This window comes from Dyella sp., assembly GCF_036746095.1.
Taxonomy (GTDB): domain Bacteria; phylum Pseudomonadota; class Gammaproteobacteria; order Xanthomonadales; family Rhodanobacteraceae; genus Dyella_B.
The window spans coordinates 60,000-76,024 of sequence record NZ_DAIOEU010000004.1 but is presented as its reverse complement, the minus strand read 5'-3'; the positions used below and the strand labels follow the sequence as shown (position 1 = coordinate 76,024).

The 16,025-nt window shown below is 63.2% G+C and carries 9 protein-coding genes; 4 read left to right on the top strand and 5 right to left on the bottom strand.

The features are described from left to right. Positions 1–127 precede the first annotated feature (127 nt). On the top strand, positions 128–1,717 hold the full coding sequence (gene ahpF, locus V7M64_RS03490; RefSeq protein ID WP_333677053.1) for an alkyl hydroperoxide reductase subunit F: 1,590 nt from the start codon (positions 128–130) through the stop codon (positions 1,715–1,717). Between the two features lie 155 nt (positions 1,718–1,872). Then, the gene (locus V7M64_RS03485) at positions 1,873–2,376 is read left to right on the top strand and encodes a gluconokinase (RefSeq protein WP_333677051.1); all 504 of its coding nucleotides are present in this window, start codon (positions 1,873–1,875) and stop codon (positions 2,374–2,376) included. A gap of 78 nt (positions 2,377–2,454) precedes the next feature. Here V7M64_RS03485 and sppA read toward each other — a convergent pair whose 3' ends face one another. Beyond that, positions 2,455–4,338, bottom strand: coding sequence for a signal peptide peptidase SppA (gene sppA, locus V7M64_RS03480; protein ID WP_333677049.1), 1,884 nt, complete (start codon positions 4,336–4,338; stop codon positions 2,455–2,457). Positions 4,339–4,474: 136 nt separating this feature from the next. Further along, on the bottom strand, positions 4,475–5,881 hold the full coding sequence (locus tag V7M64_RS03475) for an MATE family efflux transporter (RefSeq protein WP_333677048.1): 1,407 nt from the start codon (positions 5,879–5,881) through the stop codon (positions 4,475–4,477). A gap of 278 nt (positions 5,882–6,159) precedes the next feature. Here V7M64_RS03475 and V7M64_RS03470 point away from each other — a divergent pair, with 278 nt between their 5' ends. Then, on the top strand, positions 6,160–7,317 hold the full coding sequence (locus tag V7M64_RS03470; RefSeq protein ID WP_333677046.1) for a DUF3667 domain-containing protein: 1,158 nt from the start codon (positions 6,160–6,162) through the stop codon (positions 7,315–7,317). Positions 7,318–7,695: 378 nt separating this feature from the next. Beyond that, positions 7,696–9,870 (top strand): primosomal protein N', encoded by a 2,175-nt coding sequence (locus tag V7M64_RS03465; protein WP_333677044.1) that lies wholly within the window; start codon positions 7,696–7,698, stop codon positions 9,868–9,870. 74 nt (positions 9,871–9,944) lie between these two features. On the opposite strand, the gene V7M64_RS03460 is transcribed toward V7M64_RS03465, so the two are convergent. The 3 genes from V7M64_RS03460 to V7M64_RS03450 are packed head-to-tail and all read right to left on the bottom strand — an operon-like array spanning position 9,945 to position 15,823. Beyond that, positions 9,945–11,375 (bottom strand): efflux transporter outer membrane subunit, encoded by a 1,431-nt coding sequence (locus V7M64_RS03460; protein WP_333677043.1) that lies wholly within the window; start codon positions 11,373–11,375, stop codon positions 9,945–9,947. A 10-nt stretch (positions 11,376–11,385) separates the two neighbouring features. Next, complete coding sequence (locus tag V7M64_RS03455) at positions 11,386–12,597, bottom strand: efflux RND transporter periplasmic adaptor subunit (RefSeq protein ID WP_333677041.1); 1,212 nt, start codon at positions 12,595–12,597, stop codon at positions 11,386–11,388. Next, complete coding sequence (locus tag V7M64_RS03450; protein ID WP_333677039.1) at positions 12,587–15,823, bottom strand: efflux RND transporter permease subunit; 3,237 nt, start codon at positions 15,821–15,823, stop codon at positions 12,587–12,589. The genes V7M64_RS03455 and V7M64_RS03450 overlap by 11 nt, the downstream gene beginning before the upstream one ends. Positions 15,824–16,025: the final 202 nt, after the last annotated feature.

Here is a 16,025-nt window from a genome sequence, read left to right as displayed (position 1 = left end):
GCGGGCCCGGTACCCCCTCCCCTCCCACCGGGCCCGCACCCTATACCTCGAGCAGACGTCGTCCATCCATGTTTTACCGGGTGCCGGCGGCGTCTACTCCAAACTTAAGTATTGATGGAGAAGCGCCATGCTGGACAACGATCTGAAAGAACAACTCAGGGCTTATCTGGAAAGGGTGACCCATCCGATCGAGCTGGTTGCCTCTATCGATGACAGCGCCCCGTCGCAGGAATTGCTGGGGTTGCTGCGCGACATCGAATCGCTGTCGCCGAAGGTCTCGCTGCGCACGAATGGCGTTGAGGCGCGCAAGCCTTCCTTTGCGATCACCCGCAGCGGCACCGACGTCAGCGTGCGCTTTGCCGGCATTCCGCTCGGCCACGAGTTCACCTCGCTGGTGCTGGCGCTGCTGCAAGTCGGTGGCCATCCGCCGAAGGTGGAACCGGAGCTGATCGAACAGGTGCGCAACCTGGAAGGCGAATTTGTGTTCGAGACCTTCATGTCGCTCAGCTGCCACAGCTGCCCGGATACGGTGCAGGCGCTGAACCTGATGAGCGTGCTCAATCCGAACATCAAGCATGTCGCGATCGATGGCTCGCTGTTCCAGGACGAAGTGAACGAGCGCCAGGTGATGGCGGTGCCGACCGTGTTCCTCAACGGCCAGCCGTTCGACCAGGGACGCATGTCGATCGAGCAGATTGTCGGCCGCCTGGATAGCGGCGCCGCCAAGCGCGATGCGGAAAAGCTCAATGCCAAGGCACCCTTCGAGGTGCTGGTGGTGGGCGGCGGCCCGGCTGGTGCCGCGGCGGCGATCTATTCGGCGCGCAAAGGCATTCGCACTGGCGTGGCGGCCGAGCGCTTTGGCGGCCAGGTGCTGGATACGATGGCGATCGAGAACTTCATCTCCGTCAGCTACACCGAGGGCCCGAAGCTGGCCGCGTCGCTGGAGCAGCACGTGCACGAATACGACGTGGACGTGATGAACCTGCAGCGCGCCGAGCAGTTGATCCCGGCATCGGAAGAAGGCGGCCTGATCGAAGTGCGGCTGGCCAGCGGTGCAGCCCTGAAAGCGAAGACGGTCATTCTTTCGACCGGCGCGCGCTGGCGCAACATGAACGTGCCGGGCGAGCAGGAATACCGCAACAAGGGTGTCACCTACTGCCCGCACTGCGATGGCCCGTTGTTCAAGGGCAAGCGCGTGGCGGTGATCGGCGGCGGCAATTCCGGCGTGGAGGCAGCGATCGACCTCGCCGGCATCGTGGATCACGTCACGCTGTTCGAGTTCGACAGCAAGCTGCGTGCGGATGAAGTGCTGCAACGCAAGCTGCGCAGCCTGCCGAACGTGAAAGTGATCGTGAGTGCGCAGACCACGCAAGTGACCGGCGACGGCAACAAGGTCACCGGCTTGACCTACACCGATCGCAGCAATGGCCAGAGCCAGCAGGTGGCACTGGAAGGTGTGTTCGTGCAGATCGGCCTGCTGCCCAATACGGAATGGTTGAAGGGTGCGGTGAAGCTGTCGCCGCGCGGCGAGATCGAGGTGGACGCGCATGGCAGGACGTCGGTGCCGGGGGTGTTTGCGGCAGGCGACGTGACCACTACCCCGTTCAAGCAGATCGTGATTGCGATGGGCGACGGCGCGAAGGCATCGTTGAGTGCGTTCGACTATTTGATTCGCCTGCCGGTGGTAGTCACCGAAAAAGAAGAAATGGCTGCCTGAAAAACACATTGAACCGTCGTCCCTGCGAAGGCCGGGACGACGGCTCAAGTCAACGTCATTATCGCTAGCACAACCTACGCGGCTCGCGTTATGAGCTTCCCCTGCATAAGCCATCGCTTTACCCTGCCCATCTTTCGAACAGGAAGATGGGCGTGATGCGTGCCGTTGTCATCATGGGTGTGACCGGTTGCGGCAAATCGACCATTGCCGCGGCCATTTGCGAACGCACCGGTGCGTTCCTCATCGAGGGCGATGCGTTTCATCCGCCGGAAAATGTCCGCAAGATGAGTGCGGGCATTCCGTTGACCGATGAGGATCGGCAAGGCTGGCTGGAACATCTGGCGCAGGAAAGCGTCGATCGGCTTGCCACATGCGAACGCGTCGTGGTGACCTGCTCTGCGCTCAAGCGACGTTACCGCGACACGCTGCGCGCCGCAGTGCCCGAACTTGGTTTTGTTTTTCTGGCGCTGACGCCTGCGCAAGCAAGCGCGCGCGTGGCGCATCGGGCCGGGCATTTCATGCCGGCTTCGCTGGTGGATAGCCAGTTTCGTGATCTGGAAGTGCCGGACGGCGAGCCGTGGGTGCTTGCCGTGGATGCAACCGAAGCGGTGGATGCCATTGCCGACGAAGCGGTTGGCTGGTGGCATAGGTTGGGCTGAGCCGCAGCCGAACCCAACCATGGCACGCATTCGTGGATGTTGGGGTTCGCGTTCCGCTTACCCCACAACCCAGGTGCTTCAGCGTGCCGAGCAGAAGCAATACGAATAGACGTTCAAATGTCCCGCTTGCGCCGTGCGCAGCATTTGCAGTTCCGGCGCCAGCATCGGCAATTGCGCGACCCAGCTCGGCAAGCGCACGCCATAAGCCTGCAAGCCGGCCACCATCGCCGATTGATTGAAGCTCAACATGAAGCGCTCGAACGCGCCCATCGGCTGTTCCTGATAGCGCACAGCGTAATCCTTGCCGAGCTTCGCCAGGTCAGCGGCTTTTTGAATGGCCGCATCGAGCCCGCCAAGCTGATCCACCAAGCCGCGCTGCTGCGCCTGGCTACCGGTCCACACGCGCCCCTGTGCAATGGCGTCGATCGCGGCGTAATCCTTGCCGCGTGCCTTCGCCACCCCGCCGACGAAATCGCGGTAGCCCTTGTTGATGATCGACTGGATCACCGTGCCGACTTTCGGATCAAGCGGACGGGTGATGTTGAAGGCGCCCGCCAATGGTGCCGTGCCCACGCCGTCGCTGGTGATGCCCAGCTTGCTCAGCGCATCGGGCACGGTGAAGAACATGCCGAAGATGCCGATGGAACCGGTGATGGTGTTGGGCTCGGCGTAGATCTCGTTCGCGTTCATCGAGATCCAATAACCGCCGCTGGCCGCGACGTCGCCCATCGACACGATGACGGGGATGCCGGCCTTGCGCGTGAGTTCCACTTCGCGGCGGATTTCTTCGGCTGCATACACTTCGCCGCCGGGCGAGTTCACGCGCAGCACCAAGGCTTTGGTGCGCTTGTTTTCGCGTGCGGCGCGAATCAGCGCCGCGGTGGATTCGCCGCCGATCGAACCGGGCTGCTGCTTGCCGCCGGTAATGTCGCCTTCGGCCACCACCACGGTGACGGCATCCGCCCCCGCCTTGTCGCGGCTGGGCATGGCGGCGGCATAACCGTCCAGCGCAACGCCGCGGATACCGTGGCCATCCTTGCCGGCAGGCACGCCCTGCTTGCGCAGCATGTCGATCAGTTCCTCGCGCGTGGCCAGACCATCGACCAGGTGCTCGTCCACCGCCAGCTTGGCGAGGTCGCCCTGCGCCGTGGCCAGGCGATCAGGCAGGTCGTTGATGTCCGCGCGCACCGTGGCGGGGTCGAGCTTGCGCAGCTTGGCGACATCGTTGACGTATTCGTCCCACAGTCCGCCCATCCAGTAGCTATCGGCTTGCTTGGCTTCGGGCGATGCGTGATCGAGGATGAACGGCTCGGCCGCACTCTTGAACTGGCCAACGCGGAACAGGTAGACGTTCACGCCCAGCTTGTCGAGCAGATCCTTGTAGAACAGGCGGTAGTTGGAAAGGCCGGTGATGAACAGGCCGCCTTGCGGATCCAGCAGCACGCGATCGGCATGCGCGGCGAGGACGTATTGGTATTGATCGAGCTGCGGCCCCCAGGCAATCACCGGCTTGCCGGCAGCACGAAAGCGGTCGAGCGCCGCGCCTACTTCCGTCAAGGCGGCAAAACCACCGCTTTGCAGATGGCTCGGATCGAGCAGGATGCGCGTGATGCGCGAATCCTTGGCCGCCGCGTCGATGGCATTGACCAGGTCGCGTACTTGCACTTCCTTTGCTTCGTCGCCGGACAGCTTGGATGCCGCGCGTTGCAGCGGGCTGACGCTGTACTGCTCCACCAGCCGACCTTCCGGCCGCAGCACCAATACGCTGCTGTCCTGGATGTCGTTGATGTGCTTGGCGGCGCCGATCGCCACCAGCACCAGCGCGAACAAGCCGAGGAATGCAAAGAACACCACGTTGAGAATGATCAACCGCACGAGATTGAGGCCGCGCCCGAGTACGCGCAGGAAGGCGAGGAATCCGTTCGGTTGCCGTGAGCGGCCCAGGGGCGGTGGTGTACTCATAAACGCTTTGAGGTCCTTAGGTGGTGGCTATCCCCATGGCGTCATTCCCGCGCAAGCGGGAATCCATTTTTATGGGTGCGTCAGAGCAACATGGATTCCCGCTTGCGCGAGAATGACGGCCTTGAGGGTACATGAGTCATGAGGGGATCGTGGCATCAGCCGCCGCCGATGCAACAGGGCCAAACGTCCCGGGTTGATGCCGGTAGGAACTGCGCCAGAAGCGCACGAACAGCAACAAGGCCGCCATGCTCAATCCGGCGATCAGGCCCATCCAGATACCCCGCGCACCCAGGCCGTGGTGGAAGGCCAGCCACCATCCCACCGGCATGCCCACGCCCCAGTAAGCGAACAGCGTGATCGCCATCGGCACGCGTGTGTCTTTGAGCCCACGCAAGGCGCCGTTGGAGGCCACCTGGATGCCGTCGGAAAACTGGAACAGCCCGGCCAGCACCAGCAATTGGGCGGCCAGGGCGATCACCGTCTTGTCATGGGTATAGAGCGAAGCGATCAGCTGCGGGAAACCCAGCATCAGGCCCGCCGAAACAGCCTGCGTCACCAGCGTAAGCCCGATTCCGCAGAAACCGGCATAGCGAATGCCGGCGGGGTCGCCGCGCCCGACCGCATTGCCCACGCGCACGGTGATCGCCATCGCCAGGCCGAGCGGCACCATGAAGAACAGCGCCGCCACGTTCAACGCCACCTGGTGGCTGGCCACCATGTCTTCGCCCATGGTGCCTATCAGCAACGCCGCGGCGACGAACAAGCCGCCTTCGGCCAGCAAGGTGATCGCCATCGGCAGGCCGATGTGCACCAGCTGGCCGATGCGCTTGAAGTCCGGCCATTCGAAATGCGTGAACACGCCAAGCCCCTGGTAGTTGCGATGCACGGCAATGTAAGTGCCGAACGAAAGCATCTCGATCCATAGCACCGTCGCCGTGGCGATGCCGCAGCCGCGCGCACCCTGCGGCGGCAAACCCAGCTTGCCGAACATGAAGATGTAGCCGAGCGGCACCAGCAGCACCAGACCACCGAAGCTGAAATACATCGAAGGCCGCGTCAGCGACAAACCTTCGGACAAGCCGCGCAACGCGAAGTAACAGGTGAGCGCGGGCGCGCCCCAACTGATCGCACGCAGGAATTCGCCAACATCGGTATACAAGCTGGGCGACACGCCGATCAGCTTGATCAGCGGTTCGGCGTGCCGCACCAGAAACCACAGCAGCACACCCATCGCCAGCGCCAACCACAGCGCCTGATGAAAGACCTGGCCCGCTTCGTGGCGGCGGCCAGCACCATCGAGCTGCGAGACCGACGGCGGCACCGCCATCATCATGCCGATGCCGCTGACGATCGCCAGCGACCAGATGCTCGCACCGACCGCCACCGAACCCAGCACGTGCGCACCGACGTGACCGGCGAGCACCGCGTCGATGACGTTGCTGCCGATGGCGGCGAGCTGGGCGAGCATCAGCGGCAGGGCGAGGTGCACCGTGGCACAGATCTCCCGCCAGACCCGGGCTCGGTCGAGATGGATGGGCTTCATGGATGAGAATTCTCCGGGCCGGGCATTGTACTGTGGGGGCCGCGGCTATCGGGATGTTGGTCATTCCGGCGCAGGCCGGAATCCAGATCAAATACGCTGTGCGAAGCACTCAAAATCTTTATGTCGTGTGCTTCGCACATCATTTTTTTTACTGGATTCCGGCCTGCGCCGGAATGACGACTCGCTCTGAAATGGCTTTGAGGCAGGCCTACAAGCGCCCTATTCCCAATTTGCTGCCCAGCCGCCAAGATTCAACGCTGCACCAGGGGAACGCTCGCATGAAGGACTTGATCTCCTACGAAGGCGCGCTCTGCGCCAACTGCCAGGCGCCGTTGCAGGGCGAGTTCTGCCATCACTGCGGCCAATCCGTGCATAGCGTGCTGCGGCCGGTGCATGGCTTGTTCGAGGAATTCTTCGAAACCTTCCTACATATCGACGGGCGCATCCTGCACACGTTGCCGGCGCTGTTCCTGAAACCCGGCTATCTCACGCTGGAATATTTCAGCGGACGGCGGGTGCGCTATATCGCGCCGTTCCGGCTGATGTTCGTGTTGTGCCTGCTGTCGTTTTTCGTGCTGCACCTGGCCACCGACGTGATTGCGCAACGCATCGAGCACCGCCATCAGCGCAGCGCCGTCGTCATCGATCAGGATGCCGATTTCTCGCAAGCGCAAACCGCACAGCAGGTCCGACGCCAGCTCGATACCAAGCTGCAGGCACTGGAAGCCACGCGTGCCATCGGCAATGCCGCCATCGTGGCGCAGATCGACCAGACCGAACAGAAACTGCACGAGCAGGCCACCGCGCGGCTCGCCGAGCTGGGTGCGCCAGCCAGTGCATCGACCGCCAGCAAGCCACCCAATGAACAAAACGAAGGCGCCAGCAACCGGGAGCAGCCGGTCCACATCGGCTGGCTACCGGCTTTTGCCAATGAGCGCCTGACCGAATTCGGCGATCACATCAGGAAGAACATGCGGACGCTCAAGCGGGGCACGACCGCCGAGCGCCGCGAAGCCTGGGAACATCTGGAAGCCGGGATCTATGGCGCGCTGCCTGGCACCATGCTGGTGCTCGTGCCGGTGTTCGCCTTGCTGCTGAAGCTGTTCTACATCTTCAAGCGGCGACTCTACATGGAGCACCTGATCGTCTCCCTGCACAGCCATGCATTCCTGTTCGTAAGCCTGCTGCTGATCGTGATCGCCGGAATGCTCAACACCTGGCTGCGGCCGGTCGCTGCCTGGGCCGGTTACGTGGCGGGCCTGCTGCAGGCGGGCTTGATCCTATGGGTGCCGGCCTACCTGTTGATCATGCAGAAGCGGGTGTACCGCCAGGGCTGGGCGATGACGCTGCTGAAGTACTGGTGCGTAGGGTGGTGCTATTTCTGGCTGCTGCTGCTGGTTCTGACGGTCGCGGCGACCCTTGGCCTGGCTCACTGAGTGGCATTTCAGGAAGCATGGAACAACGGTTTTGCACAGCGTCAAGGTATTGACATACTCGTGTGTCAAGCCCGTGAGCCCACCTTGAACGAAACCATGCCGGCCTTTCAACCCATTGATGCAGATGATAATTTTTAGCTGGTCAAAAGTTGAACAGCCTGTCACAAGGGCCGGTTTGATGCGCGAAACGGCCTCCTCTCAACGGCGCATCCACAGACTTATCCACAGCTCTTGTGGATAAGCGAAAAAACATGTGCCGATGAGTCACTTAGGCGTTTTTCCTAGATGACAGCCTAGCAATCGCCGGCAAGCTTGCCCTGCATGTTGCCTACAGGCAGATGCCAGCGGTTCCGACGGTCGCGCACGATACACTCAGCCATGCCATTCGTTCTTCGTGTTGCCCTGCCGGTTCCACTTCCCACCTTGTTCGACTACTTGCCACCGGCCAACGGCGCGGCGACCGTCGGCAGCCGTGTGCTTGTGCCCTTTGGCCGCAACAAGTCGGTGGGCGTCGTCGTGCAGGCGGATGTGCCTGCGCAGGTGGGCAGCGCAAAACTCAAGCGCGTACTGCGCGTGCTGGATGACGCGCCGCTGCTGGATGCCGAACTGATGCAAACCCTGGCCTGGGCCGCCGACTACTGGCTCGGCGCACCCGGCGAAGCCTATGCCAACGCCTTGCCACTGTTGCTGCGCGAAGACAAAGCGTTGCCGGAAACCCAGGAACCGATCTGGCAGTTGACCATCGCCGGGCGCAGCGCCCTGGACGCCGGCAGCCGACGCGGCGGCAGTCGTGCGTTGTTGCAGACCTTGCTCGCCGGGCCAATGTCGGCCGCAGAACTGGATGTGTCTGTGCCCGACTGGCGACCGGCCGCGCGGCGTCTGGCCGGCGCTGGCTTGATCGAGCGCGGTGAACCGGCGCCGGCGGCAGGTTTCTTTCCCAAAGCACCCAAGCTTGCGCTGCACGCCGAACAAGAAGCGGCGGTCGCGGCAGTAACGGAAGCCTTCGGCCGCTTCCAGCCGTTCCTGCTCGATGGCATCACCGGCAGCGGCAAGACGGAGGTCTATCTTTCGCTGATCGAACGCACGCTGGCACAAGGCAAGCAAGCGCTGCTGCTGGTGCCGGAGATCGGCCTGGCCCCGCAAACCGCGCGCCGCCTGCGCGAACGGCTGGGCGTACCGGTGGAAGTGCTGCATTCCAACCTGGCCGAAGGCGAACGCGCACGCGCGTGGCTGCGCATGCGCGCGGGTGAGGCGAAGGTGGTGCTCGGTACGCGCTCGGCGGTATTCACGCCACTGCCGCATGCGGGTTTGATCATCGTCGACGAAGAACACGATGGTGCCTACAAGCAACAAGAAGGCTTTCGCTATCACGGGCGCGATCTTGCACTGGTGCGTGCGCGTGCCTTGCAAGTGCCGGTGCTGCTCGGCTCCGCCACGCCGTCGCTGGAAAGTCTCGCCAACGTCGAGGCCGGGCGCTATCGCGCGCTGCATTTGCGTTCGCGTCCGGCTGCCACGCATCCGCCACAGGTGCAGATCATCGACATGCGCGCGCAGCGGCTGGAACACGGCTTGTCGCCGGCCCTCCTGCATGCCGTTGGCGAAACCGTTGCACGTGGCGAACAAGCATTGGTGTTTCGCAACCGCCGCGGCTATGCGCCGGTGCTGTTGTGCCATAGCTGCGGCTGGCACGCGGAATGTCCGCGCTGCGAGCACCCACTGACCCTGCATGCCGCCTGGCGCAAGCTGGTTTGCCATCATTGCGACCTGCAAGCGCCGGTGCCACCAGCTTGCCCCGTGTGCGGCGGCCAGGATTTGAAACCGCAAGGCCAAGGCACCGAGCGACTGGAAGAAGCGCTTACCGCGCATTTCCAGCAAGTGCCGGTGTTGCGTATCGATCGCGAAACCACGCGCCGGCGCGATGCGTTCGAACAGCTATTGGGCCATCTGACTGACGATGCACCGGCCATCCTGGTCGGCACGCAGATGCTGGCCAAGGGCCACGATCTGCCGAACCTCACCTTGGTCGCCATCGTCGGCGTGGACGAAGGTCTGCTCAGCGTCGATTTCCGCGCCGGCGAACGGCTCGCCCAACTGACGGTGCAAGTGGCCGGCCGCGCGGGACGTGCGCGCAAACCCGGACGCGTGTTGCTGCAGACGCATCATCCCGCTCATCCGCTGCTGCATACGTTGCTGGCGCAAGGCTACGCCGCCGCGGCGAAAACCTTGCTCGCGGAACGCAAGCAAGCCGGCTTGCCGCCGTACGGCCACCAAGTGCTGTTGCGTTGTGATGCGCACCAGCGCGCGGCGGTAGATGCATTTCTTGCCGAGGCGTGCGCCGCGTTGCCGGCTAGCGATGCGTTGCAGATTGCCGGGCCCATGCCGGCGCCGATGCCATTGCGTGCGGGACGTCAGCGCGGGCAATTGCTGATTGAGTCGGCCAGCCGGCGCGATTTGCATGCGGCGATGCGGCCGTGGTCGGCGCAGTTGGCGCAGTTGCCTGGTGCGCGCAAGGTGCGCTGGTCGTTGGATGTGGATCCAGTTGATTTGTATTGAGCGGTTGGCAGGGGTTGCCGGCAAGTGCGCCCTCAGGGTAAGGCACCCTCGCGATCATCATTCTGCCGCGCAGGCTACTCGGCCTTTGCCGTCGCAGGAGCATCCATCCCCGCCGTATCACGCGCCCATCCGCCACCGATCGCACGAATCAAATCCACGCTCGCCTGCAACCGACGCGTACGGATCGTCTCCGCATTGCGTTGCGCCGACAAGGCGGCCGTTTGCGCGACCACTACATCGAGATAATTCACGATGCCTTCCCGATAACGGTTGGTGGCGATGTTCAAGGTCTGCTGCGCGGCGGCGAACGCCTGGTCTTCCTGCCTGGCTTCCATGCCCAGCTGCTGCAACAGCGCCAGATCGTCTTCCACTTCGCGGAAAGCGGTGAGCACCGTTTGGCGATAATCGGCTGATGTTTGCGCAAATCGCGCATGCGCTTCACGCAGCTCTGCACGCCGCAGGCCGGCGTCGAACAGGTTCAACGTCGCCAGCGGCCCCAACGCCCAGAAGCGATTGCCGATGGCGAGCAGGTTGTTCATGCCGGTGTCCTGAAAACCGTAGCTGCCCTGCAGGCTGATGTCCGGAAAGAACGCCGCGCGTGCCACGCCGATGCCCGCGTTGGCGGCAAACACGCGCCGCTCGGCTGCGGCGATATCGGGGCGCCGCTCCAATAACGTGGAAGGCACGCCGACCGGTGTCAGCGGGACCTCGAGCTGGTCCTGTTCGGGTGCGATCGAGAAGCTGGATGCGGGCTCGCCAACCAGCGCCGCGATGGCATGCTCGGACAATGCGCGCTGCGCCAGCACATCGGTTACCTGCGCCTGCGCATCATCAAGCTGTGCCTGCGCGCGCGACACGTCGAGGCCGGACGCCACGCCACCGCTATGGCGATTCTGCGTAAGCACGAGTGCATGCTGATAGGCGTTCAACGCATCCTGCAAGATGCGCACCTGGATGTCGTAGCCGCGCAGGCGCACGTAGTCGCCAGCAAGCTGCGCCTCCAGGCTCAACTTGGCCGAAGCGAGGTCGGCTTGTGCCGCCTGCGCCAATGCATGGCCCGCGCCGATTTCGTTGCGGATGCGTCCCCACAAATCAAGGTCATAGCTGGCGCCGACACCGACCGTATCGCTGTCGTATTCGTCAGGCTGGTTGCTGCCGCGCAAAGGACGGTTGTTCGACTGGCGTGCGCGCAGCGGATTGGCCTCCGCATCCAGGTGCGGAAACAGACCTGCGCTGAACTGGCTTTCGAAGGCGCGCGCCGCGTCGTACCTGGCCAAGGCGGCGGCCAGCCCGGGGTTGTCGGCATCGAGCCGGGTTTCCAGCCGGCTCAAGGTGTCATCGCGGTACACCGCCCACCAATTGCCATGCGATGCCTCGTCCGCGGGAGCCGCCACTTTCCAGGCGGTATCGCCTTCCTTGAAGTTTGCCGGCATCGGCGGCAACGCCGGCGTGCGGTACGCCGGCGCCAGCGAGCAACCGCCAAGCGTCGCCAGCATGATCGCCATGAGGGAACGTTTAGTGAGCCGATTCACCGTGCTTCCCCGTATCGTTCGCGGCCAGTTGCTGGTCGGTATCGGTGTCCACGCTCACTTTGTCGCCATCCATCAGCGAATCGGGCGGATTCTCGATCACGCGATCATCCAGGCTCAGTCCTTTGTCGATCTGCAGCGTGGTGCCCATGTCTACAGCGATATGCACGTCGTGCAGATGCGCGCGGCTGTCTGGCCCCAGCACCGCCACCTGCGCTCCCTTGTCGCGGAAGATCAACGCGCTGGACGGCACGCTCACGATGTGCGGATCGACCGGCAGGGCCAATTGAACATCCGCGTAGTCGCCGGGTTTGAGCCCTTCATCGCCGTTGTCGGCGACGAACTGGGCGAGCAGGCTGCCGGAGCTTTGGTTGATGGCATGGGAGTTGCCGATCAGCGTGGCCTTGAACGTGCGCCCCGGCTGTTCCGGCACGCTGAGCGTGACCGTCATGCCCGGCTTGATCGCATTGGCGTCCACCTCGGGCACCGGCACATACAAGCGCATGCGGGCGGTATCGGCGACGCTGAACAGTTCGGGGCCGCTTTCGTTGTTGGCGGTGATCAAGTCACCCACGTCCGTACGACGCGCCGTAACCACGCCGTCGAACGGCGCCACGATCTTCTTGAACGACTCCAGTGCCTGCAGGCGATCCACGTCGGCCTTCGCTGCCAGGACCGTGGCCTGCGCAGCCGCGGCTTCGCCGACCTTTTCATCCGCCTCCTGCTTGGAGACCGAATCCGAGCCAAGCAAATGCTGCCAGCGCCTGGAAGTGATATTGGCCAGGTTGGCATCGGCTTGCGCCTTGGTCAGCACCGCCCTGGCCTGTTCAAGCTGTTGGTCGAGTTCCGGCGTATCGATCACGGCAAGCACGTCGCCGGCCTTCACTTTGTCGCCGATGTCCTTGTACCAGGCTTTCAGATAGCCGCCGACGCGCGCATGGATCGGCGCGCTATCCCAGGCCTGCAAATGGCCTGGCAGCGTGATGAGGTGATTTTTGGCAGGATCGGCCGCGGACACGACGCGAACACTGGGGATGAGCTGCGCATCGGTCCACTGCACCAATTCGTGATGCTGATGAAAACGGATGCCCAGGCCAAGTGCGACCACCAGCGCCGCGAGCACACCGCCACCGATGCCGATAGCCTTCAGGTGCTGAGGTTTCTGCGCGACTTGTACGGAGGCAGGGTTATGCGACATGGGGAATTCCCGGAACAGAGTTCAAATCCGTAGCGCCTTGCTCGCGCCCATGCACCATGCTGAAGACCACGGGCACGAACAGCAGGGTGGCGCAAGTAGCAAACAACAGGCCGCCGATCACGGCGCGGCCCAGCGGCGAGTTCTGCTCTTGCGTGAGCGCCATCGGCAGCATGCCGATGATCATCGCCAGCGCCGTCATGCACACCGGGCGGAAGCGCGTGAAGCCCGCTTCCAGCGCAGCCTTCATCGCATCGCCATGTTCGGCCAGGCGTTCGCGCGCGAAGCTCACCACCAGGATCGAGTTGGCCGTCGCCACGCCCATGCACATGATCGCACCGGTGAGCGCAGGCACCGACAGCGTGGTGTGCGTGATGAACAGTATCCACACGATGCCGGCCAACGCCGCGGGCAACGCGGTGATGATCACGAACGGATCGAGCCAGGATTGGAAGTTCACCACGATCAACATGTAGATCAGCACGATCGCGCCGAGCAGGCCGAACAGCAGGCCGGAGAACGCCGTGTTCATGGCGGTGACCTGGCCGAGCAATTGCACGATGGAACCTTTGGGCCGGTTCTTCGCTTCCGCATTCAGCACGTTCTGGATGGCGCGGGAGACCGCGCCAAGATCGCGCCCCTGCACGGCTGCATAGATGTCGAACGAGGGCGCGATGTTGTAGTGGGTTACCACCGCTGGGCTGGCCGTGCGCTTGATCGTCGCCAACGCGCCAAGGATCTGGTGCGCGCCGGTCGCCGAGGAAGTAACCGGCAGGCTTTGCAGCTGGGCCAGCGAATCGATGCGGTATTGCGGCGTTTGCGCCACCACCGCGTAGGACACGCCGTTTCTGGGATTGAGCCAGAACACCGGCGCCACCTGCAGACTGCCAGCCAGCGAGGCGACCATGCTGTTGGTGACGTCATGCTCGGTGATGCCCAACTCGTCGGCGCGCACGCGGTCCACGTCCACGTTCAATTGCGGCGCACCGGTCGACTGCTGCAAGCGGACGTCGGCGATGCCCGGAATTTCGCGCATCTTGCGCAGCAGTTGAATTGCATATGCTTCGTTGGCGGCGTTGTTGCGGCCGGAAATCTTCACGTCCAGCGGTGCGGGTGCACCGAAGTTGAGGATCTGGCTGACCATGTCGGCCGGCAGGAACGCGAACGTGGTGCCGGGGAATTCGCGCGGCAGCACCGCACGCAAGGTCTTCACGTACTGCGCGCTCGGTGCATGGCCTTCCTTCAACAGCACCTGGATGTCGCCGTCCTGCGGACCGATGGTCCCGCTGTTGTTGTAGACCATGTTGGTACCGCTGAGCGGCAGGCCTATGTTGTCGATGATGCTGTCGAGCTGATCCGGCGCAATCACGCGGCGGATGGCCGCTTCGACATGATCGAACTCGGCCGCGCTGTCCTCGATGCGGGTGCCGACGGGTGCACGCACGTGGATGGCGATCGCCTCGGAGTCCGTGGTCGGAAAGAAATCGCGCCCGAGGAAGGGCACCAGTGCAAACGACACCAGCACCACGGCGAGGAAGCCGACCACGAACCGGCGGCGTGCCGCCAGCGCCAGCGATAGCGCGCCGTAGTAAGCATCGCGCAGCCTGGAGAAACGGTGCTCGAAATTCTGCTGGAAGCGCACCAGTGCGCTGCGCAGCCATCCGCGTTTCATCGACGGATGCTGGTCGCCTTCGTGATGATTGATGTACGCATCTTCCGGATGATCGCCCGGCGGCGGTTCCATCACATGCGGTTTCAGCAGATACATCGCCATGGTCGGCACCAGCGTGCGCGACAGTACGAACGACGATGCCATGGCGAAGATCACCGCCAGCGCCATCGGCCGGAACAGGAAGCCGGCAATGCCGTTGAGCATGAACATCGGCACGAACACGATGCAGATGCACAGCAGCGAAACAAAGGCCGGCGTCACGATCTGCCTGGCGCCGTCCATGATCGACGTATGCACGTCCTTGCCTTGCTCCAGGTGCCAGTTGATGTTCTCGATGGTGACCGTCGCATCGTCCACCAGGATGCCCACCGCGAGCGCGAGACCGCCCAGCGTCATCACGTTGAGGGTTTGACCGAAGGCGGCGAGCAGCGCGATGGCCGACAGCACGGCCAGCGGGATCGACACCGCGATGATCACGGTGGAACGCCAGCTGCCGAGGAAGATCAGGATCATCACCGACGTCAGCAGTGCCGCGATGATGCCCTCGCGTGCCACCGATGCGATCGCACTGCGCACGAAGATCGATTGATCGCCGAGCAGCTTCACTTTCAGCGAGGGCGGCAAGGTTTCCTCGGCGAGCGGCAGCAGCTTCTTGATGCCGGCTACCACGTCCAGCGTCGATACGTTACCGCCTTTCAGGATCGGCATCAGCACCGCGCGATGGCCATCGACGCGCACCACGTTGTTCTGCGGCGGCGAGCCATCGCGTACGTGTGCCACCTGGCCGATGGTGATGGTGGCGCCATCGACGGTCTTGATCGGCAGGTTGTTGAGTTCCTGGATGGCGGTCGGGCTGTCGTTGAGCTCGACGGTGTATTGGTCGCTGCCGATTTTGATGTCACCGACCGGCACGATCTGGTTCTGCGCGGCCAGCGCGGTACCGACGTCCTGCGCCGACAACCCCTTCGCTGCGAGCGCCTGCGGATCGAGATCAAGCATCACTTGCCGCTGCTTGCCGCCATACGGTGTGGGAATGGCTGTGCCCGCTACGGAAATCAGCGTAGGACGCAGGAAATTCTGACCCAGGTCGCGAATCGTCTGTTCGCCCAGTTTGGTACTGGACAACGCTAGCTGCAGCACCGGCACGGTGGACGCGTTGTAGTTGATGATCTGGGGGGGCGTGATGCCCGGCGGCATCTGCTTGAGCACGGTCTGCGAGATCGAGGTGACCTGCGCGGTGGCAGTGCGGATATCCACGCCTGGCTGGAAGAAAATCTTTACCACGCCGATGCCGGGCAGCGATTGCGATTCCATGTGCTGGATATCGCTGACGGTAGAGGTGAGCGAGCGCTCGTAGTAGTAGATCACGCGACCGGACATCGCACTGGGCGAAAGGCCGTTGTACGTCCACACCACGCTGATTACCGGGATGCCGATGTTCGGGAAGATGTCGGTAGGCGTACGCAGCGCCGCCAGTGGACCGACGATCAGGATGAACAACGCGAGGACGACGAAGGTGTAAGGGCGCGCGAGTGCGATGCGAACCAGACCCAACATGCAATGGCTTCCAGCGTGCTTGACGATGGCGCCTATTATCGGGATCGCCGCGACGCAGCACCTTTCGCGGGAATGAAGATTGTTTCATTCATGAAAAAAGTTTCATGAAAATTGTCATGCCTTCGTCATGCGGGATGGACATGAGCATTCCGGCAATCGAGGAGGCATCATTCCGCCGACGGCGCGACTAGCGGCCGCAAGG

Coding starts and splice junctions, on each gene's coding strand:
- V7M64_RS03470 (WP_333677046.1), top strand. CDS start 6,160: ATGAAGGACTTGATCTCCTACGAAGGCGCGCTCTGCGCCAACTGCCAG.
- V7M64_RS03465 (WP_333677044.1), top strand. CDS start 7,696: ATGCCATTCGTTCTTCGTGTTGCCCTGCCGGTTCCACTTCCCACCTTG.
- sppA (WP_333677049.1), bottom strand. CDS start 4,338: ATGAGTACACCACCGCCCCTGGGCCGCTCACGGCAACCGAACGGATTC.
- V7M64_RS03475 (WP_333677048.1), bottom strand. CDS start 5,881: ATGAAGCCCATCCATCTCGACCGAGCCCGGGTCTGGCGGGAGATCTGT.
- V7M64_RS03460 (WP_333677043.1), bottom strand. CDS start 11,375: ATGGCGATCATGCTGGCGACGCTTGGCGGTTGCTCGCTGGCGCCGGCG.
- V7M64_RS03450 (WP_333677039.1), bottom strand. CDS start 15,823: ATGTTGGGTCTGGTTCGCATCGCACTCGCGCGCCCTTACACCTTCGTC.
- ahpF (WP_333677053.1), top strand. CDS start 128: ATGCTGGACAACGATCTGAAAGAACAACTCAGGGCTTATCTGGAAAGG.
- V7M64_RS03455 (WP_333677041.1), bottom strand. CDS start 12,597: ATGTCGCATAACCCTGCCTCCGTACAAGTCGCGCAGAAACCTCAGCAC.
- V7M64_RS03485 (WP_333677051.1), top strand. CDS start 1,873: ATGCGTGCCGTTGTCATCATGGGTGTGACCGGTTGCGGCAAATCGACC.